The sequence below is a fragment of the Kitasatospora sp. NPDC032757 genome (assembly GCF_055579305.1).
The window spans coordinates 13549-32343 of record NZ_JBVINN010000016.1 but is presented as its reverse complement, the minus strand read 5'-3'; the positions used below and the strand labels follow the sequence as shown (position 1 = coordinate 32343).

Sequence of the window (18795 nt, the reverse complement as noted above, 5' to 3'; positions counted from 1 at the left end):
GGAGTGGGGCTGCGAGAGCATCAGACCATCGGGAGCTCGAGAAACCCTGACGCACAAGAAAAATAAGGGGGGCAGCTCCCCCCCCACGGTAAAAGGAACCCCGGCCCCTGCCGTCTCGTCGTGCCGTGGCTCAGCCGCGGCGGTGGCGCCCGCCGGCCTGGACGGTCTCGGCGTCCTCGGCGAGGGCCCCGACGCCGCCGGCCTTCTTCTTCCGGCGCTCGCGCAGCACCTCGATCAGGATCGGCGAGACCGAGAGCAGCACGATCAGCAGCACCGCCGGGATCAGGTACTTGTCGATCACCGGGGCGAGGGCGTCACCGAAGAAGTAGCCGGTGAGCAGCATCGACTCGGTCCAGAGCACGCCGCCGATCACGTTCCACAGGAAGAACGTCCGGGCGGGCATCTCCAGGGTGCCCGCGACCGGGTTCAGGAAGGTGCGGACGATCGGCATGAATCGGGCCAGCACCACGGCCTTGCCGGGCCCGAACTTGTTGAAGTACTCCTCGGCCTTCACCACGTACTCGCGGCGGAAGATCTTCGACTCGGGCTTGTCGAACATCTTCGGCCCGACTTTCACCCCGATCAGGTGCCCGAGCTGGGCGCCGGCGATCGCCGCGACCGGGGCCCCGATGAGCAGGGCCGCGATCGGCAGCTTCGTCCCTTCGCCGAGCACCGACGAGGCGGCGTTCGAGGCGGCGACGCCCGCGATGATGAGCAGGGAGTCCCCCGGGAAGAAGAACCCGACCAGGAGGCCGGTCTCCGCGAAGATGATCGCGATCAGCCCGATGGCACCGAGGGACGAGATCAGTGATTTGGCGTCGAGCAGGTTGACGGCCAGCTGGTTGTAGTCCACGGCCGCAGGATAGCGGGCCCGTCTTTACCAAAGCTTCGCCCCGGTGGCCGAAAGGACCCTCATCCCTTCGTAGCACCCCCGCGGCGCGTCTCGTCCCCTGGCGCCCGGCAGGCAGGGCCCCGTCCGACTGGCGGGCTGCATGCTGACCCCGGAGCGCAAGTCTGGGAAGATGGCACGGGCGTCCGGACCGCGGTCGCAAACCACCCTCATTGTCGTACCGCGGCGGCCGCCTCGAACCCAGGTACCGGAGAGCCGCACCGCAATGCCGCGCTCGGCTGCCGGCGCCCCGGAGTCGTAACGAAGGCGTACACAGCGTCGGACAGCACCGTCCGTACGCCGCAACCCGACAGGAGCGGATCGCATGCCCATCGCAACTCCCGAGGTCTACAACGAGATGCTGGACCGGGCCAAGGCGGGCAAGTTCGCCTACCCGGCCATCAACGTCACCTCCTCGCAGACCCTGCACGCCGCCCTGCGCGGCTTCGCCGAGGCCGAGAGCGACGGCATCATCCAGATCTCGACCGGTGGTGCGGAGTTCCTGGGCGGCCAGCACAACAAGGACATGGTGACCGGCGCCGTCGCGCTCGCCGAGTTCGCGCACATCGTCGCCGCCAAGTACGACATCACCGTCGCGCTGCACACCGACCACTGCCCGAAGGACAAGCTGGACGGCTACGTCCGCCCGCTGCTGGCGATCTCCGCCGAGCGCGTGGCCAAGGGCCTGAACCCGCTGTTCCAGTCGCACATGTGGGACGGCTCGGCCGAGACCCTGAACGACAACCTGGCGATCGCCGAGGAGCTGCTGGCCCAGGCCGTCGCCGCCAAGATCATCCTTGAGGTCGAGATCACCCCGACCGGCGGCGAGGAGGACGGCGTCACGCACGAGATCAACGACGAGCTGTACACCACCGTCAACGACGCCGTCCGCACCGCCGAGGCCCTGGGCCTGGGCGAGAAGGGCCGCTACCTGCTGGCCGCCTCCTTCGGCAACGTGCACGGCGTCTACAAGCCGGGCAACGTAGTCCTGAAGCCGGAGCTGCTGCGCGAGCTGCAGGACGCGATCGGCAAGCAGTACGGCAAGACCGACCCGTTCGACTTCGTCTTCCACGGCGGCTCGGGCTCCACCGCGGAGGAGATCGCCACCGCGCTGGAGAACGGCGTCGTGAAGATGAACCTGGACACCGACACCCAGTACGCCTTCACCCGCCCGGTCGCGGGGCACATGTTCGCGAACTACGACGGCGTGCTGAAGGTCGACGGCGAGGTCGGCAAGAAGAACACCTACGACCCGCGCACCTGGGGCAAGCTGGCCGAGGCCGGCATGGCCGCCCGCGTGCTGGAGGCCGCCCAGCAGCTCCGCTCGGCCGGCAACCGCCTGAAGTAGGGCACCGCCTGAAGCAGCGCCGGGCCCGAAGCAGGGCGCGGCCTGACGCAAGGCGGCCAGAAGTCGGGCCACCGCCGCAGGCAGGGTCTGCACTCGTGCCCCCCAGTGGTTCACTGGGGGGCATGAGTGCACACGAGAACTCCTTCGCGGGCCAGAACCTCCTCGGTGGTCCGCCCCCGACGCACCTGCCCGCCGAGCCCGCTCCGCTGGAGCTGCTGGCCGGCGGCGCCTCCCCGGCCGAGGTCGCGGCGAAGTACCCGACCTCCTCGCTGGCCTGGGCCCAGCTCGCCGACGACGCCTTCGCCGCCGGCCGCACCGTCGAGTCCTACGCGTACGCCCGTACCGGGTACCACCGCGGGCTGGACTCGCTGCGCCGCGCGGGCTGGAAGGGCCACGGCCCGGTGCCGTGGGAGCACGAGCCGAACCGCGGCTTCCTGCGGGCGCTGCACGCGCTCGGCCGGGCCGCCGCCGCGATCGAGGAGAAGGAGGAGGCGGAGCGCTGCGCGCAGTTCCTCCGGGACAGCTCGCCGACCGCCGCCGCCACCCTGGGCTGACCCCCTCGAATCGCCCGGACCGCGCGTCCGGACCCGCCGCCCCCGCCGCCCTTCGAGGCGACGGGGGCGGTCCCGGATCGGCCGTATACCCGGTATGTGGACATTCACCGGGCCTCCATGCCAGGGTTACCGGGCGAGGGGGACGCACACAAGTTCGAAGGCTCTGCGACCCCACGGTCCGACAGGAAAGCCTCACTGTGCCCGCAGCCCGACCCGACCAGCGCGGCTCCCGCGCGCGCAGCTCCCGCGGTGCGGCGTCCCGGACCGGAGACTCCCCCGCCGCCCCCCGGGCCCGCGGCGGCCGTGGCCAGACGGGCGGCGGGCGCAGACGGCGCAGAGGGCGCCGCGGACCCGGGCCCGGGATGATCACCGCGCTGGTGGCGGCCGTGGCGATACTCGGCGGCACGCTCTACGTGCTGAACCGCCCCGCCACGCTGCCCGGCGGCGGGCAGACCGCCCAGGGCCGGGTCGCCCCGTCCGACGGCGGCACCCGGGCCGCACCCGGGCCGGCCGCGACGCCGACGCCGACGCCCACCCCCTCGCAGCAGCCCACCCCGCCACCCGCCCCGGAACCGGCCGCTCCCGAGCCGAGCGCCCCGGACCCGGGCCCCAGCAAGGGCGCGGGCACCTTCACCGTCGCCCCCGGCGCGGCCGCGGCGGTGGGCAAGGGCCCCGTCCGCCGCTACCGGGTGGAGGTCGAGGACGGCATCGGGATCGACCCGGCGGCCGCCGCCGCACAGGTCCAGGGCATCCTGGCCGACAAGCGGGGCTGGACCAACGACCGCAAGAACGGCTTCCAGCTGGTGGCGAGCGGCGCGTACGACTTCACCGTGAAGATCGCCTCGCCGGCCACCGTGGACAGGATCTGCGGCGCGGCCGGGCTGGACACCCACGGCGAGGTGAACTGCAACGTCGGCAACCAGGTGCTGGTCAACGTCAAGCGCTGGAACACCGGTTCCCCGCAGTTCAGCGGCCCGATCGACGAGTACCGGGCGCTGATCGTCAACCACGAGGTGGGGCACCGGATCGGCCACGGCCACGAGACCTGCCCGGCCAAGGGAAAGCCGGCGCCCGCGATGATGCAGCAGATCTACGGCCTCAAGGGCTGCGAACCCAACGCCTGGCCGTACTCGGCGGACGGGACGTACCTGAGCGGCCCGGCGGTGCCCTGAAAGCAACCCGGGACCGATCTGAGACGGATTCAACGACCGCCCACGACACGGCTCGTCATACGCTGACCGCATGACAGCTGACCGCACCGACGCCCGGCACCACAGGCTCCTCGCCGCCATCGGCGCCACCGGGATCCTCCTCGGCACGGCCGCCTGCTCGTCCTCCGGGGCCGGCTCCGACGCCGCGGGCGGTGGCCGCACGCTCTCCTACGACAGGGTCCGGACGACGGCGAAGCAGCTCGACAAGACGTCCGCCTGCCCGTTCGGCCTCGACCTGGCGGCGGCCCTGAAGACGGCCGGGGTCGAGCGGGCCGTCACCCCCGGCGCCAAGGGCGGGCCCGCCGCCGAGGGCGACGTCGGCGACGGGGTGCCGGAACAGCCGTGGCCCACCACGGTGTCGCCCCCGCCGTCCCTGCCCTCGGCGCCCGCGATCCCGCCCAACGCGACGGTCTCCTGCACCTGGACGGCCGGCAGCACCCCCGTCGGCGTCGAACTGCTGGCCGTGCCCCAGGAGGAGGTCGCGCTCAACCTCGCGCTGCCGGTGATCCAGCGGGAGGGCCGGATGAGCGTCGCCCAGCTGGAGCAGTTCTCCCGCGAGCGGCCCGCGAAGGGCGAGGCCAAGGCCACCCCCGGGGAGGGCACGGCCGCGGTGGCCCGCGTTCCCGCGGCGGGCAAGGGAGACATCGTGCTGGTCCTGTCCCAGGACACCGACACCGCCGACCGGGACCAGGCGCTCACCGGCGCGGCGCTCCAGAAGGCCGCGTCGGCGCTCGCCGGCCAGCTGCACGGCTGAGCGACGGCCTGCCGGGCAGCCCTGTCGGAGCCCTAGCCGAGCAGTGGCAGGTATCCCCGCAGGTCGCTCCGCTCGCCACTGGCCGAGACGGCCGCGTCGTCCACCGCCGCCGCCCAGTCGGCCCGGCCGGTGGCGAGCCGGATCCAGGTCAGCGGGTCGGTCTCGACCACGTTCGGCGGGGTGCCCCGGGTGTGCCGGGGGCCCTCGACGGCCTGCACCACGGCGTACGGCGGCACCCGCAGCTCGACCGCGCCGCCGGGTGCCTGGTCGGCCAGGGCGTCCGCGAGCAGGCGGGTGACGGCGGCCAGCGCCTGCTTGTCGTGCGGGAAGTCCGCGAGGCCGAGCGCGTCGGCCAGGTCGTCGGCGTGCACGACCGTCTCCACCAGCCGGGTCACCCACATGTCGGTGAGCAGCATCGAGCCGAGCCGGATCTCGAACCGCCGTGCCGGGTCCCAGTAGTCGACCCTGGCCAGGACGAGGGCCAGTCGCGCCACGGCCTCCCGGAAGGCCTCCGCCACCGCGGCCGGGGCACCCCCGAACTCGCCGGCCGCCTTCTCCCGGGCCTGTGCGTCGAGCAGCGGGGCGACCGTGCCGACCCGTGCGGCCCACTGCAGCAGGTCCAGCGGCGGCCGGCCCTCCGGCGGGTCCTCGATGTGCGCCGGTACCCAGTCGATCTGGACGGCCAGGTGCGCGATCAACTCGCGCACCCGCCATTCCCCCAGCCGGGTCGGCCGGTCGAGCAGCTCTTCGGCGTCCGGACGGGCGCAGAGCAGCTGCACGGCGTCGCTCAGCGCGTCGGTCTGCCCCGCGAGCGCGGTGCGGACCTTCGCGGGCTGGTACGTACGGGACTTGGCAGGCATGGGCCCCAACATACGCCGAGGGGCGGACGGTTCAGCCGAACCGTCCGCCCCCGAGCACTCGCCGTTCGCCGGGCGATCAGGCGATCAGAGCCTCGATGACGCCGGTGTGGGCGTCCTTCAGCTCGGCCAGCGACACGGTGAACTGCCCCTGGACGTCCAGCACATCGCCGTCGACCACGCCGATCCGGGTGGCCGGCAGGCCGCGTGCGGTGCACATGTCGTTGAACCGGAGCTCCTCGCTGCGCGGAACCGCGACAACCGCGCGGCCGGCCGACTCGGAGAACAGGAACACGAACGGGTCCTGGCCCTCGGGCACGATGATCCGTGCGCCGTGACCGCCCTTGAGGCAGCTCTCCACCAGGGCCTGGCCCAGGCCGCCGTCGGAGAGGTCGTGCGCGGCGTCGATCATGCCGTCGCGCGAGGCGGCGATCAGGATCTCGCCGAGCAGCTTCTCGCGGCCCAGATCGACCTTGGGCGGCAGACCGCCGAGGTGGTCGTGGACCACCTGCGACCAGGCCGAGCCGCCCAGCTCGTCCTCGGTCTCACCGAGCAGGTAGAGCAGCTGGCCCTCCTCGGCGAAGCCGATCGGGGTGCGCCGGGTGACGTCGTCGATGACGCCGAGCACCGCGACCACGGGGGTCGGGTGGATGGCGACCTCGCCGGTCTGGTTGTAGAGCGAGACGTTGCCGCCGGTGACCGGGGTACCGAGCTCCAGGCAGGCGTCGGCCAGGCCGCGGGTCGCCTCGGCGAACTGCCACATGACGTCCGGGTCCTCGGGGGAGCCGAAGTTGAGGCAGTCGGAGATGGCGAGCGGCTTGGCACCGCCGGCCGCGACGTTGCGGTACGCCTCGGCGAGGGCCAGCTGGGCACCGGTGTACGGGTCCAGCTTGGTGTAGCGGCCGTTGCCGTCGGTGGCGACCGAGACGCCGAGGTTGGTCTCGTCGTCGATCCGGATCATGCCGGAGTCCTCGGGCACCGAGAGCACGGTGTTGCCGAGCACGTAGCGGTCGTACTGGTCGGTGATCCAGGACTTGGAGGCCTGGTTGGGGCTGCCGGCGACCTTGAGCAGGTCGGCCTTCAGGCCCTCACCGGTGGTCGGCCGGGCGAGCCGCTCGGCGCTCGGGGCGTCGGCCTGCAGCGCGTCCTGCCAGCTCGGGCGGGCGTACGGGCGCTGGTAGGTCGGGCCCTCGTGGGCGACGGTGCGCGGCGGCACGTCCACGACCAGCTCGCCGTGCCAGAAGATCTCCAGCCGCTCGCCGTCGGTCACCTCACCGATGACGGTGGCGATGACGTCCCACTTCTCGCAGATCTCCAGGAAGCGGTCGACCTTGCCGGGCTCGACGATGGCGCACATGCGCTCCTGCGACTCGCTCATGAGGATTTCCTCGGGCGAGAGCGTGTTGTCGCGCAGCGGGACGGTGTCCAGCTCGATCCGCATACCGCCGGAGCCGGCCGAGGCCAGCTCGGAGGTGGCGCAGGAGAGGCCGGCGCCGCCGAGGTCCTGGATGCCCTTGACGAGCTTCTCGGAGAAGATCTCCAGGGTGCACTCGATGAGGAGCTTCTCCTGGAACGGGTCGCCGACCTGGACGGCCGGGCGCTTGGCCGGGCCGGTGGCGTCGAAGGTCTCGGAGGCGAGCACCGAGACACCGCCGATGCCGTCGCCGCCGGTGCGGGCCCCGTACAGGATGACCTTGTTGCCGGCGCCGGAGGCCTGCGCGAGGTGGATGTCCTCGTGCTTCATCACGCCCACGCAGAGCGCGTTGACCAGCGGGTTGCCCTGGTAGCAGGAGTCGAAGACGACCTCGCCGCCGATGTTCGGCAGGCCCAGGCAGTTGCCGTAGCCGCCGATGCCCGCGACGATCCCGGGCAGCACGCGCCGGGTGTCCGGGTGGTCGGCCGCACCGAAGCGCAGCGGGTCCATCACGGCGACCGGGCGGGCGCCCATCGCCAGGATGTCGCGCACGATGCCGCCGATGCCGGTGGCCGCGCCCTGGTAGGGCTCGATGTACGACGGGTGGTTGTGCGACTCGACCTTGAAGGTGACCGCGTAGCCCTGGCCGACGTCGACCACACCGGCGTTCTCGCCGATGCCGACGAGCATCGCGTCGCTCTGCGGCTTCTTCTCGCTGAACTGCTTCAGGTGGACCTTGGAGCTCTTGTACGAGCAGTGCTCCGACCACATGACGGAGTACATCGCGAGCTCGGCGCCGGTCGGGCGACGGTCGAGGATCTCGCGGATGCGCGCGTACTCGTCCTGCTTGAGGCCGAGCTCGGCCCAGGGCTGGGCGGCGTCCGGGGTCTGCTCGGCGTTCTTGACGGTGTCGAGGCTCATCAGGCGTTCACCAGCTGCTTCAGTACGGAAGTGAAGAAGCCCAGGCCCTCGACGGTCGGACCGGTGAGCGGCTCCACGGCGTGCTCAGGGTGCGGCATCAGGCCGACGACATTGCCGGCGGCGTTGGTGATGCCGGCGATGTCGCGGTACGAACCGTTCGGGTTGACGTCCAGGTAACGGGCGACCACCCGGCCCTCCGCCTCCAGTTCGTCCAGGACGTGCGCGTCCGCGACGAAGCGGCCCTCGCCGTTCTTCAGCGGGACGACGATTTCCTGTCCGACCGAGTAATCCCGGGTCCAGGCGGTGCCGTTGTTCTCGATGCGCAGCTTCTGGTCGCGGCAGATGAAGTGCAGCGAGTCGTTGCGGGTGAGCGCGCCGGGCAGCAGGTGCGATTCGCAGAGCACCTGGAAGCCGTTGCAGATACCGAGAACCGGCATTCCCAGCTTCGCCTGCTCGATGATGGTGGCCATCACCGGGGAGAAGCGGGAGATCGCGCCGCAGCGCAGATAGTCGCCGTAACTGAATCCGCCCGGCAGGACGACGGCGTCGACCTGGTGGAGATCCTTGTCACGGTGCCAGAGGGCGACCGGCTCGGCGCCGGCCAGGCGGACCGCGCGCTGGGCGTCGCGGTCGTCGAGGGATCCGGGGAAAGTGACGACGCCGACGCGGGTGGTCACTTCGCCTCCTCCTCGATGCGGACGGTGAAGTCCTCGATCACGGTGTTGGCGAGAAAGGTCTCGGCGGCTTCGCGGATACGGGCGAGCGCGGCGTCGTCGACCGGGCCCTCCAGCTCCAGCTCGAAGCGCTTGCCCTGGCGGACGTCGGCGATCCCGGTGAATCCGAGACGGGGCAGTGCGCGCTGCACCGCCTGTCCCTGGGGGTCGAGGATCTCCGGCTTGAGCATGACGTCGACTACGACGCGTGCCACTGGCACTCCCGGTGGTGTCTTCGTGAGGCGGGGGAACTCCAGACTACCGGGGGTTTCGGGCGCGATTGCTGGCCGGGGCGGGCGACGCGCGTAGACCCGAGACCCTTACGCCGCAAGGGTTCCGGGCCCGCGCCCCACCCCGGCGGGCACCCCATTTCTGCGGATTCGGCTCCCCGAACGAGAACCGCCGAAGAGCACCCGAATACCGGCACTCCGGGACAGATCGGCCAGCCGAGTGCGCCGGTATCCGGTACTCCGGCGAAGACACGTGAATATCCGGAAAAGAAAGCCGGACTCTTCGATTTCGACCCGCTTCGGGTGCAGAATAGGGCCACCTGCCGCGGCAAGTGCTGCGTATCCGGCACGCCATCAGGCCTGCCCGTATGCGCTTGCGCGTGTGGTGCACATCAGGCCACGGGAGCGCACCCCGCGCCCTTCGGCCGAATTGCCCGAGAGGATTGACACCCATGGCTCAGCGTGTAGTCGTCACGCTCTCCGACGACCTGGATGGCGGTGCCGCCGCGGAAACCGTCCACTTCGGCGTCGACGGGAAGTCCTACGAGATCGACCTGTCCCTGGACAACGCGGAAAAGCTGCGGGAGGCCCTCGCTCCGTTCGTCGCGGCCGGCCGCCGCCAGAGCCGCACCGGAAAGTCCTTCCGCCGTACCGCACTCACCCCGGACCCGGCCGCCGTACGCGCCTGGGCCCAGTCGCGCGGCATGGAGCTGCCCGCCCGGGGCCGCATCCCCAAGCACGTGTACGAGGCGTTCGCCGAGGCGAACTGACCCCGCCGGGGCCCGGTCGTCCCACCTGCCCGAAAGGGTGGGGCGACCACCCCGAACGATGCTGTAGAGTATTCCTCGTCGCCGCAACGGAGAGATCCCGAGAGGCGGCGGGTGCCCCACCAGGCACCATGCGGACGTGGCTCAGTTGGTAGAGCATCACCTTGCCAAGGTGAGGGTCGCGAGTTCGAATCTCGTCGTCCGCTCGCAGTGCGCGAGCACAGCACAACTCAATAGTCAGACCTGCGGACGTGGCTCAGTTGGTAGAGCATCACCTTGCCAAGGTGAGGGTCGCGAGTTCGAATCTCGTCGTCCGCTCCAGTACGAAGGGCCCCCTCGATCGAGGGGGCCCTTCGGCGTTCCTTGCCGTATTCCCCGGCCCGCCCCCGGGCCCGGGCCGATGACATTTGTCATCGCCGGCCCGGGTAACCGCACCGCGTTCTCATGACGGCGCGCACTGCCCGCGGCGCCCGGGCGGCGGAAGGCTTGAGGCATGGAAACGAGCCAGCCCCCCGCCCCGAGCGAGCCCGTGATCGAGGTCACCGGCCTCCACCGCCACTACGGCTCCGGCACCGACGGCTACCACGCCGTGCGCGGCGTCGACCTCACCGTCGGCAAGGGCGAACTGTTCGCACTGCTCGGCACCAACGGGGCCGGCAAGACCTCCACCATGGAGCTGATCGAAGGCCTCGCCGCCCCGACCGGCGGTGAGGTCCGGGTGCTCGGCCACGACCCGCACCGCGAGCGGGCCGCCGTCCGCCCCCGGATCGGCATCATGCTCCAGGAGGGCGGGTTCCCCGGCGACCTCACCGTCGCCGAGACCGGCCGCAGCTGGGCCGGAATGACCAGCCGCACCCGCCCGGTGGACGAGGCGCTGGAGCTCGTCGGCCTGACCGCCCGCCGCAACGTCCGGGTCAAGCAGCTCTCCGGCGGCGAGCGCCGCCGGCTCGACCTGGCGATGGCCCTGCTCGGCCGCCCCGAGGTGCTCTTCCTGGACGAGCCCAGCACCGGCCTCGACCCGGAGGCCCGCGCAGCCGTCTGGCGCCTGGTCCGCGAGCTGCGCGCCCAGGGCACCACCGTGCTGCTCACCACGCACTACCTGGAGGAGGCCGAGGAGCTGGCCGACCGGCTGGCCATCATGCACGGCGGCCGGGTCGTCACCACCGGCACCGTGGCCGAGGTGATCGCCGGCCGCCCGTCCCGGATCACCTTCGAACTCCCCGAGTTCTCCGGCGCCTCCCTCCCCCCGCTGCCCGGGGCCGAGGTCCTCGCCGTCGGCCGCCGGATCACCGTGCACACCCCCCGGCTCCAGGCCACCCTCACCGAGCTGCTCGGCTGGGCCGACCACCACGGCATCGCGCTCGGCGCCCTCGACGCCCGCAGCGCCTCGCTGGAGGAGGCCTTCCTCGCCATCGCCTCCGAGGCCGCCCACCGGCCCCCGGCCGACGCACCCGCCGCCCCCACCGCCCGCCGCCGCCTGATCGGACTCGCCCGATGACCACCGCCGCCCCCACCGCCGCCCTGTCCGCCGCCGGCCCGCAGAGCACCGCCGGCCGCCGCCTGCTCGCCCTCGGCCGGGCCGAGGCCACCCTGCTGGTGCGCAACCGGACCGCGCTGTTCACCGCCCTGCTGCTGCCGCTGCTGCTGATCGGCGGGCTGAAGAGCGTGCTCGACCAGCAGGCCGAGGACAACCCCGGTCTCGACGTCGACTCGCTGCTGGTCAACGGCGCGGTCGGGATGGTGCTGGTCTTCGTCGTCTACTACAACCTGACCGCCGCGTACGTGGCCCGCCGCGGCGAGCTGGTGCTCAAGCGGCTGCGCACCGGCGAGGCCCGGGACGCCGAGATCCTGGCCGGCACCGCGGTGCCCTCGGTCGGCCTCGCCCTGCTGATGTGCGCCGTCATCGGGGTGGTCGGCGCCTGCGCCCTGCACCTCACCGTGCCGGTCAACCCCCTGCTGCTGGCCGTCGGGCTGGTGCTGGTCGTCGGCACCCTGATGGCGCTGGCCGCGATCTCCAGCGCCTTCACCCGGACCGTCGAGAGCGCGGGCATCACCACCATGCCGGTCCTGCTGCTCACCCAGTTCGGCTCCGGCCTGTTCTTCCCGCTGGAGGTCATGCCGGACGGCGTCGCCGACTTCTGCCGGCTGCTGCCCACCACGCCGGCCTTCCAGCTGATCCGCGTCGGCTGGTTCGGCACCGACGGCTCCGAGGCCGCGACCGGCTTCGCCGGCACCTGGGCCACCGCCGCCCCGCACCTGGTCACCGGCACCGTCTGGCTGGGCCTCGCGGTCTGGGGTGCCGTCCGCTACTTCCGCTGGGAGCCGCGCCGCTGAGCCTTCTCTGATAGGAAGAGCGAAGCAATGATCATGATCGAACGGGGGCGGGCAGATGGGCGTACCGAGGCTGGTGCGTAGGTGGAAGGCCTACGGCAAGCCGCAGCGTTCCGAGCTCTACCTCCGCTGGTCGCTCTACCTGATGCCACTGATCCTGATGATGGTGATCCTGCTGGCCGTGGGATCCGCCGCCCAGCAGGAACAGCCCCGCGACGCCGTCCGGGTCAGCATGGTCGTCGGCCTGGCCACCACGCTGCTGGCCTTCCGGGCGTTCCGCACCTCGCTCGACCACTACCTGGAACGGCCGTCCGACCACCTGCGCTGGCTCCTGCTGACCGGCGGGGTGGCGATCGCCGGCTCCTGGGCCGTCCTGCTGCTGGGCCCCACCGGCGGACCGGAGAACACCGGTCCGCCGTTCACCGCGGTGGTCGTCTCCGCGCTGGCGGCCTCGGCCTTCGGCCCGGCGAGCGTGGGCCTGTCCATGCGGCAGGCGTGCCTCACCGGGATCGGCGCCCGGCTGCTGGTCGTCCCGGCCACACTGCTGGCCGGGCTCGGCGCCGCGGCGGCCGCCGGCATGCTGGTCGGCGACCTCGTCGCGATGGCCTTCATCGGCCTCAGCTGCCGCGGGTGCGCCTGGCTCCAGGGCGTCGTCTGGGAGCTGGACGCCGCCCGCGAGGCACAGTCCCGGCTGGCCGTCGCGGAGGAGCGGCTGCGGTTCTCCCGGGACCTGCACGACGTGATGGGCCGCAACCTCACCACGATCGCGCTGAAGAGCGAGCTCGCCGTCCAGCTGGCCCGGCGCGGCCGCCCGGAGGCCGCCGACCAGATGACCGAGGTGCAGCGGATCGCCCAGGAGTCGCAGCGGGAGGTCCGGGACGTGATCCGCGGCTACCGCACGGCGGACCTGCACGCCGAGGCGATCGGCGCCCGCGCGGTGCTCCGCGCCGCCGACGTGCGCTGCGAGATCGACCTCGGCGAGGACGCCGACCAGCTGCCGCAGCCGGTGCAGTCGGTGTTCGGCTGGGTGATCCGCGAGGCGACCACCAACGTGCTGCGGCACAGCGAGGCGGGCCACTGCGCGATCAGGCTGCGCCGGGAGGACGGCCGGGCGGTGCTGGAGCTGGAGAATGACGGGGTGCCGGCGGTGCCGATCCCCTCCCAGGGCAGCGGTACCGGGCTGCGCGGGCTGCGGGAACGGCTGGCCGCGCACGACGGCGAGCTGACCGTCCCGGAGGCCGGACCGGGCCGGTTCCGGATGCTCGTCACCGTCCCGCTCTGAGCCGCCGTCCCGCTCCGGTCCGCCCGGCCGTTCCGATCCACCGCACGCCCGCCACCGCAGGAAGGCCCGCCCGATGACCGACACCGCCCCCGTGCGCGTCCTGCTCGCCGACGACGAGCATCTGATCCGTGGGGCGCTGGCCGCGCTGCTCTCCCTGGAGGAGGACATCACCGTGGTCGCCCAGGCCGCCTCCGGCCCGGAGGCGCTGGCGATGGCGAAGGCGCACCGCCCCGATGTCGCGGTGCTCGACCTCCAGATGCCCGGTCTGGACGGCATCGAGGTGGCCACCGAGCTGCGGCGGGTGCTTCCGGACTGCCGCACGATGATCGTCACCGGCCACGGCCGCCCGGGCTATCTGAAGCGGGCGCTGGAGGTCGGGGTGCGCGGCTTCCTGCCGAAGACGGTCTCGGCGGCGGATCTGGCCGGGATCATCCGCACGGTGCTGGCGGGCGCCCGGTACGTCGACCCGGAGCTCGCGGCGGACGCGATCAGCGCGGGCGAGACGCCGCTGACCCCGCGCGAGACGGACGTGCTGGAGCTGGCCGCCGACGGCACCTCGATCGCCGAGATCGCCGAGCGCGCGGCGCTCTCCCAGGGGACGGTCCGCAACTACCTCTCCTCGGCGGCCGGCAAGCTGGGCGCCGAGAACCGCCATGCGGCGGTGCGGATCGCCCGCGAGCACGGCTGGATCTGAGACCCGGCCGCGCCCGCGGGCGGTGTGGGACGCGTCCGGCGCTTCCCGCGTGGCACGGGGGCGCCGGACGCGCCCGAGGGGCTCACGCCCAGGAGGTGCCGGTCAGCAGCTCGTAGACCTCGGCGTACTTGGCGCGGGTCTGCTCGACGATCTCGGCGGGCAGCTCCGGCGGCGGCAGCTCGCTGTGGCGGTCCCAGCCGGAGGCCGGGGAGACCAGCCAGTCGCGGATGAGCTGCTTGTCGAAGGACGGCTGCGAGCGGCCGGGCTGCCACTGGTCGGCGGGCCAGAAGCGGGAGGAGTCCGGGGTGAGCACCTCGTCACCGATCACCAGCTCGCCGTCGAGCAGGCCGAACTCGAACTTGGTGTCGGCCAGGATGATGCCGCGGTCGCGGGCGATGTCCCGGGCCCGGGCGTAGACGTCCAGGGTGGTGCGGCGCAGCTGGTTGGCGAGCTCGGCGCCGATCCGGCGGGCGGTCTCCTCGTAGGAGACGTTCTCGTCGTGCTCGCCGACCTCGGCCTTGAGCGCCGGGGTGTAGATCGGGGCGGGCAGCTCGGAGCTGTTCTCCAGGCCCTCGGGCAGGGCGATGCCGCAGACCGTCCGGTCGGCGTTGTACTCGGCCAGGCCGGAGCCGGCCAGGTAGCCGCGGGCCACGCACTCGACCGGGATCATCTCCAGGCTGCGGCAGACCAGCGTGCGGCCCTTCCAGTCGGCGGGGGCGCCGGCCGGGACCTCGGTGGAGATCACGTGGTTGGGCACGATGTCGGCGATCCGCTCGAACCACCACAGCGAGAGCTGGGTGAGGATGCGGCCCTTGTCGGGGATCTCGTTGGGCAGGACCCAGTCGTGGGCCGACATGCGGTCGCTGGCGACCATCACGAGGTCACCCGACTCGGCGCGGTAGAGGTCGCGCACCTTGCCGGTGTGCAGGTGGACCAGGCCGGGCACCTGGACCGGCTCGGGCTTGGTGACAAATCCGCTCAAGGTCGTCTCAGTCCTCAGGGGTCGTTCGCGGGCGTGGGGCGCGAAAGGGGAGGTCACTGCCCCTGAGTCTGTCATGACGCCCGCACCGGCCCCGACGGCCCGGGCCCGTGCGGTGGCCCGGCCCGGCGCCGGCCCGGCCGAGCCACCGGGACAGGCCTGCGGCTCAGCCGTTCTTGCAGAGGCGGTCCAGCAGGTTGGCGGTGGCCCGCTGGATCCGCTCGTCGGTGAGGCCGGGCCGGTCCAGCGCGGGCGACCAGGCGAAGGTGCCAGCGGCGAAGACGTACGCGCCGCTGGGCGCCCGGTAGAGCGACGTCTCCTGGTACCGGGTGCGGCCGGCGAGGTCCCGGTACGGGGAGTGCGCGAGCAGTACCCGCTCGGTGTGCTCGGGCAGGGCCACCTTGGGGTAGTAGCGGTCGGCCTCGCCGGCCACCAGCCCGGGCAGTTCGTCGCCCTCCTGGACGCCGGTGCCGTCCCAGAGCCAGTGCGCGGTGTGCCGGGCCACCAACGGGACGGGGGCGGCGACCCGGCCCGAGTACTGGAGGCCGAGCAGGTGCTGCTCGGGCTCGCCGGCGTCCCGCCAGAGCGCGCTGGCGGAGCCGGAGACCCCGGCGGCCTGGCTCCCCGGCCGGACCTTCTGCCGTTTGCGGCAGTTGAGGAGCCGGTTGGGCTCGCCCGAGGGCGCGGGGCTCAGCTCGACCCGCCAGTACATGGTGTTGGCCGAGAGGAAGACCAGCGAGGTGCCGCCGTCGCGGGCCCGCTCGGCGGCCCGGCGCATCGGCTCGGACCAGTACTCGTCGTGGCCGGGGAAGACCAGCGCCTTGTGCCGGGACGGGTCCACCAGGCCTGCGTGCAGGTCGGTGGCGGTGGCGTAGGAGAGGTCGTAGCCGTACCGCTCGGCCCAGCGGATGAAGTCGTAGGCGTGGCCGACGTGCAGCGGCAGTCCGGCGGTGGCGTGCGGACGGTCGAAGGAGACGGTGACGGCCGCCTCCGGCTCGCCGACCAGCCGGCCCTGGTCGTCCCAGGCGTGGTAGAGGCTGGCGCCGCTGCGACCGTCCTCGGGGAAGAGGTTGTACGCCTGCCAGGTCACGTCGGGGAGCACCAGCAGCAGCTCGGCGGCGTGCGCCTGGTCCTCGAAGTCCCGGACGGTGAACGGGATGTGGCTGCGGTGCAGCATGTCACCGGTGGTCAGCACGGCGACGTAGGCACCGGGCGGCCAGTGGGCGGGGATCTGCAGCCGCCAGGAGTGCCACCAGTGGTGGCAGGAGACGGTCCGGCCGACGACCAGCGGGGCGGGCTGGGCCAGCCCGGCGATCAGCGGACTGGACGTCATGTGGTGGGCGCCGTCGCCGCCGTAGTGGCCGATCCGGTAGACGTCGACGGTGAACTCGCGGGGCGGGTTGACGGTGACCCGGAAGTCCACCGAGCCGCCGGGGCGGACGATGCCGGCCGAGGCGAAGCCCTTGATCTGCTGCACCACGTCGTTGGCGCCCTGCGGGGTGCCGACCGGTGGCTTGGGCCTGGTGCACCCGGCCAGGGGCCGCTGGCCCGGCGCGTCCACCGAGACGTACCAGGGGACGGCGCCCTCGGCGCCCGCCAGGTACTGGTCGGGGCTGCGCAGCCAGGGCAGCGGGCCCTGGCCGAAGGGGTCGGAGACGCTGTACGCGTGCGTTCCGGACTCCCAGCGGCGGTTGAGTTCCGTCCCCACGCGCCCCTCCCACAGGTGCACCCTCGCCGGTTGGCATGTGCCTCCCGGGTGTGCGTGCGATCCAATACACCACAGAGTGCTGGCGCTGTGTCACCCAACGGTAGCAACTAGTGGTGGCGATTCTTCCGACCCGCCCGGGGAGGGCCTCCGGCCTGCGAAGACCCTCCGTACCCGGCCGCCCCGGGGGCGCGAGCGCGGACACCGAGCGCCCCGCCGCCCCCCGCGGCCGGGCGGGGCCTACAGCCGGACCGGCTTCTCCAACCGGACGTCGGCGGCGTCCAGCCAGGTGCGCAGCGGGCCGTCCTGGCCCTGTTCCACGGCCTGGGCGACCGGGCCGGCCAGGTCGGTCCGGCGGACCCCTCCGATCAGCAGCACCGGGCCGTCCAGCCAGTCCAGGCCGGGGGTGGCGCCGGCGGTGTCGACCGCGGCGCAGCAGACCATCGCGGTGACGTGGTCGGCCAGGAGGTCCCGCCCGGTGCGGACGGGCTCCAGCAGCGGTGCCGGGGCCGTGGTGCGGGCCAGCTGGGCGGTGAGCGAGGCGGCCAGCTGCTCGCCGTCACCCTCGGCCAGCCGGACCAGCAGCCGGGTGAGGGTCGGGGAGCCGGGGCGGGCCCGCGGGGCCGGGCGGTCCAGGGCGGACTGCAGCGCTGCGGCCCGGGCCCGCCAGCCGGCGTCCACCACTTCGGCCGGGTAGTCGGCCCAGTCCAGCTCGCGCCAGCTGCCGGAGGCGGGCCGGCCGAAGAACAGCTCGGCGGCGAGCAGGGAGACGGCCTCGTCCACCGCGCCGGGCTCCTCCAGCAGGTCGCAGGCGGGGCGGTCGCCGAGCCGGCTGCCGTAGCCGTCGGCCAGCCGGTCGCGGCGGGACAGCTCGGTGAGCGCGGCGACCACGCCGGCGTTGAGGTGCGCGGGGTGCCGGCCGAGCCGCCAGGCGGGCAGCGCGACCCGGGTGAGCAGCCGGTCCCAGCCGGCGTAGGCCAGGCCGACCTGCTCCTGGGCGGCGATCCGCAGGCCGTAGTCGACCGACCTGGCCTGCTCGGAGGCCCAGCCGGCGACGGCCCGCTCCAGCTCGGCGGAGTGCCCGCGACAGGCACCGAGCAGCCGGCGGGTGATCCGGTCGGTCAGTGCGGCGGGGCCCCGGCGGCCGGTGCGCGGGGCGGCGGGCGCGGCGGCTCCGGCCGGCCCGGGGGCGGCTGCGTCCAGGCTGGCGTCCAGGCCGCGCAGGAAGCGGCGGGCGGCGGCGATGTCCGGGTCGGCGGAGGCCGCGGTGCCGGCCACCACCGGGGCGAGCAGCGCGCGCAGCTCGCCGGCCCGCATCCACCAGAGGAACGGCGAGCCGATCACCAGCACCGGCGCGGGCGGCTCGTGCGCGCCGCCCGGTGCCCGGCGGGCCGGCGGGACGTCCTCCAGCCAGCTGTCGCAGTCCGGGGTGAGCGCGATCGCGGAGGGCGCGGGGACCTCCAGCCGGTCGGCCAGCTCGCCGATCAGCCGGTACAGCTCGGGGGCCTGTGCCCGCTCCAGCGGGATGGCCGGGGTCTGCGGCGGCACGGCCCGGCGGTAGGCCCGGGCGGCCAGGCCGGCCACCAGCAGGGTGCCGGCGGCCACGGCGCAGACCGCCCAGCGGACGGCGTCCCAGGCGGCGGCGTCGGAGGCGCCGGGCGCCCCGAGCCGGCCGGTGAACCGGCCCGCGAGCAGCACCACCGCGACAGCGGCGGGCAGTGCGGCGGCGGCCAGGGCGAGACCACGGACCCGCAGGACCGCGTGGGCATGAGCGCGCGCGGTGTCGAAAGCGGTCATACGGTGCGGCACCCCCTTCGGAGCCCTCGGGCGCCCGGTGACGGGCCCTGAGCCGACTCGAAACGATCAGTTCCGACTGGGAAACGGCGGCGTCCGATCCCCGGTAATACATGCTGCGTGGCGCTTGTGACATTTTTGACGCCCGTACCCGGGTGGGTGTTCCGGATCTCGCCGGTTTCCACTCGTCCCGGTGACGGTGCCCGGATTCCGGACGACCGCGCCACTGCGTCGTGCGAAGCCCTCCGGGCGTGCTCGCCCGGCCGGACGCCGTCCAGCATCCCCCCGCGCGACCACGGCTACCCGGCGGCGGCCGCGAGCGGCACCGCCCGGGGTGCTGCGGACCAGCGCA

The 18795-nt window shown here is 73.1% G+C and carries 17 protein-coding genes and 2 tRNA genes; 11 read left to right on the top strand and 8 right to left on the bottom strand.

All coding sequences use genetic code 11. The features are described from left to right. Positions 1–130 precede the first annotated feature (130 nt). Positions 131–853, bottom strand: a complete 723-nt coding sequence (locus ACZ5WK_RS19365; RefSeq protein WP_465548609.1) for a DedA family protein — start codon at positions 851–853, stop codon at positions 131–133. A 361-nt stretch (positions 854–1214) separates the two neighbouring features. Between ACZ5WK_RS19365 and fbaA the strand changes: the two genes are divergently transcribed. The 4 genes from fbaA to ACZ5WK_RS19345 all read left to right on the top strand — a co-directional run bounded on the left by fbaA (position 1215) and on the right by ACZ5WK_RS19345 (position 4756). Further along, complete coding sequence (gene fbaA, locus ACZ5WK_RS19360; protein WP_396324284.1) at positions 1215–2237, top strand: class II fructose-bisphosphate aldolase; 1023 nt, start codon at positions 1215–1217, stop codon at positions 2235–2237. 122 nt (positions 2238–2359) lie between these two features. Next, the gene (locus ACZ5WK_RS19355; protein ID WP_396324285.1) at positions 2360–2791 is read left to right on the top strand and encodes a DUF3151 domain-containing protein; all 432 of its coding nucleotides are present in this window, start codon (positions 2360–2362) and stop codon (positions 2789–2791) included. A gap of 362 nt (positions 2792–3153) precedes the next feature. Continuing rightward, the gene (locus tag ACZ5WK_RS19350) at positions 3154–3963 is read left to right on the top strand and encodes a DUF3152 domain-containing protein (RefSeq protein WP_465548608.1); all 810 of its coding nucleotides are present in this window, start codon (positions 3154–3156) and stop codon (positions 3961–3963) included. 70 nt (positions 3964–4033) lie between these two features. Next, positions 4034–4756, top strand: coding sequence for a hypothetical protein (locus tag ACZ5WK_RS19345; RefSeq protein ID WP_465548607.1), 723 nt, complete (start codon positions 4034–4036; stop codon positions 4754–4756). A gap of 32 nt (positions 4757–4788) precedes the next feature. On the opposite strand, the gene ACZ5WK_RS19340 is transcribed toward ACZ5WK_RS19345, so the two are convergent. The 4 genes from ACZ5WK_RS19340 to purS all read right to left on the bottom strand — a co-directional run bounded on the left by ACZ5WK_RS19340 (position 4789) and on the right by purS (position 8876). Further along, positions 4789–5616, bottom strand: coding sequence for a maleylpyruvate isomerase family mycothiol-dependent enzyme (locus ACZ5WK_RS19340; RefSeq protein ID WP_465548606.1), 828 nt, complete (start codon positions 5614–5616; stop codon positions 4789–4791). A gap of 76 nt (positions 5617–5692) precedes the next feature. Continuing rightward, entirely contained in the window at positions 5693–7948 is a 2256-nt protein-coding gene (gene purL / locus ACZ5WK_RS19335; protein WP_396324289.1) for a phosphoribosylformylglycinamidine synthase subunit PurL, read from the bottom strand. Further along, positions 7948–8625: a phosphoribosylformylglycinamidine synthase subunit PurQ gene (purQ, locus tag ACZ5WK_RS19330; protein ID WP_396324290.1), complete on the bottom strand. Its 678-nt coding sequence runs from the start codon at positions 8623–8625 to the stop codon at positions 7948–7950. The genes purL and purQ overlap by 1 nt, the downstream gene beginning before the upstream one ends. Next, positions 8622–8876 (bottom strand): phosphoribosylformylglycinamidine synthase subunit PurS, encoded by a 255-nt coding sequence (gene purS, locus ACZ5WK_RS19325; RefSeq protein WP_396324291.1) that lies wholly within the window; start codon positions 8874–8876, stop codon positions 8622–8624. Before purS ends, purQ begins: the two co-directional genes overlap by 4 nt. 467 nt (positions 8877–9343) lie before the next feature. Between purS and ACZ5WK_RS19320 the strand changes: the two genes are divergently transcribed. From ACZ5WK_RS19320 to ACZ5WK_RS19290, 7 genes are all read left to right on the top strand, one after another. Next, positions 9344–9661 carry a histone-like nucleoid-structuring protein Lsr2 gene (locus tag ACZ5WK_RS19320; protein WP_238860361.1) on the top strand — a complete coding sequence of 106 codons (318 nt, stop codon included), beginning with the start codon at positions 9344–9346 and terminating at the stop codon, positions 9659–9661. A 130-nt stretch (positions 9662–9791) separates the two neighbouring features. Continuing rightward, a tRNA-Gly gene (locus tag ACZ5WK_RS19315) sits at positions 9792–9864 on the top strand. Between the two features lie 39 nt (positions 9865–9903). Continuing rightward, positions 9904–9979: transfer RNA gene (locus ACZ5WK_RS19310), tRNA-Gly, on the top strand. Positions 9980–10151: 172 nt separating this feature from the next. Further along, positions 10152–11156, top strand: coding sequence for an ABC transporter ATP-binding protein (locus ACZ5WK_RS19305; RefSeq protein WP_465548605.1), 1005 nt, complete (start codon positions 10152–10154; stop codon positions 11154–11156). Beyond that, entirely contained in the window at positions 11153–11992 is an 840-nt protein-coding gene (locus tag ACZ5WK_RS19300) for an ABC transporter permease (RefSeq protein WP_465548604.1), read from the top strand. Before ACZ5WK_RS19305 ends, ACZ5WK_RS19300 begins: the two co-directional genes overlap by 4 nt. Positions 11993–12047: 55 nt before the next feature. After that, positions 12048–13271 carry a sensor histidine kinase gene (locus ACZ5WK_RS19295; RefSeq protein WP_465548603.1) on the top strand — a complete coding sequence of 408 codons (1224 nt, stop codon included), beginning with the start codon at positions 12048–12050 and terminating at the stop codon, positions 13269–13271. Positions 13272–13344: 73 nt separating this feature from the next. Continuing rightward, complete coding sequence (locus tag ACZ5WK_RS19290; protein WP_396324295.1) at positions 13345–13965, top strand: response regulator; 621 nt, start codon at positions 13345–13347, stop codon at positions 13963–13965. Positions 13966–14047: 82 nt separating this feature from the next. Here ACZ5WK_RS19290 and ACZ5WK_RS19285 read toward each other — a convergent pair whose 3' ends face one another. The 3 genes from ACZ5WK_RS19285 to ACZ5WK_RS19275 form a co-directional block, all read right to left on the bottom strand. Then, positions 14048–14947 (bottom strand): phosphoribosylaminoimidazolesuccinocarboxamide synthase, encoded by a 900-nt coding sequence (locus tag ACZ5WK_RS19285; protein WP_396324296.1) that lies wholly within the window; start codon positions 14945–14947, stop codon positions 14048–14050. 163 nt (positions 14948–15110) lie between these two features. Next, the gene (locus ACZ5WK_RS19280; protein WP_465548602.1) at positions 15111–16652 is read right to left on the bottom strand and encodes a N,N-dimethylformamidase beta subunit family domain-containing protein; all 1542 of its coding nucleotides are present in this window, start codon (positions 16650–16652) and stop codon (positions 15111–15113) included. 237 nt (positions 16653–16889) lie between these two features. Then, positions 16890–18446 carry a hypothetical protein gene (locus ACZ5WK_RS19275; RefSeq protein WP_465548601.1) on the bottom strand — a complete coding sequence of 519 codons (1557 nt, stop codon included), beginning with the start codon at positions 18444–18446 and terminating at the stop codon, positions 16890–16892. Between the last annotated feature and the right edge of the window lie 349 nt (positions 18447–18795).

Excerpts from the sequence above, each read along its gene's own strand:
- fbaA (WP_396324284.1), top strand. The coding sequence starts at position 1,215 with ATGCCCATCGCAACTCCCGAGGTCTACAACGAGATGCTGGACCGGGCC.
- ACZ5WK_RS19355 (WP_396324285.1), top strand. The coding sequence starts at position 2,360 with ATGAGTGCACACGAGAACTCCTTCGCGGGCCAGAACCTCCTCGGTGGT.
- ACZ5WK_RS19350 (WP_465548608.1), top strand. The coding sequence starts at position 3,154 with ATGATCACCGCGCTGGTGGCGGCCGTGGCGATACTCGGCGGCACGCTC.
- ACZ5WK_RS19345 (WP_465548607.1), top strand. The coding sequence starts at position 4,034 with ATGACAGCTGACCGCACCGACGCCCGGCACCACAGGCTCCTCGCCGCC.
- ACZ5WK_RS19340 (WP_465548606.1), bottom strand. The coding sequence starts at position 5,616 with ATGCCTGCCAAGTCCCGTACGTACCAGCCCGCGAAGGTCCGCACCGCG.
- purL (WP_396324289.1), bottom strand. The coding sequence starts at position 7,948 with ATGAGCCTCGACACCGTCAAGAACGCCGAGCAGACCCCGGACGCCGCC.
- ACZ5WK_RS19320 (WP_238860361.1), top strand. The coding sequence starts at position 9,344 with ATGGCTCAGCGTGTAGTCGTCACGCTCTCCGACGACCTGGATGGCGGT.
- ACZ5WK_RS19305 (WP_465548605.1), top strand. The coding sequence starts at position 10,152 with ATGGAAACGAGCCAGCCCCCCGCCCCGAGCGAGCCCGTGATCGAGGTC.
- ACZ5WK_RS19300 (WP_465548604.1), top strand. The coding sequence starts at position 11,153 with ATGACCACCGCCGCCCCCACCGCCGCCCTGTCCGCCGCCGGCCCGCAG.
- ACZ5WK_RS19295 (WP_465548603.1), top strand. The coding sequence starts at position 12,048 with ATGGGCGTACCGAGGCTGGTGCGTAGGTGGAAGGCCTACGGCAAGCCG.
- ACZ5WK_RS19290 (WP_396324295.1), top strand. The coding sequence starts at position 13,345 with ATGACCGACACCGCCCCCGTGCGCGTCCTGCTCGCCGACGACGAGCAT.
- ACZ5WK_RS19275 (WP_465548601.1), bottom strand. The coding sequence starts at position 18,446 with ATGACCGCTTTCGACACCGCGCGCGCTCATGCCCACGCGGTCCTGCGG.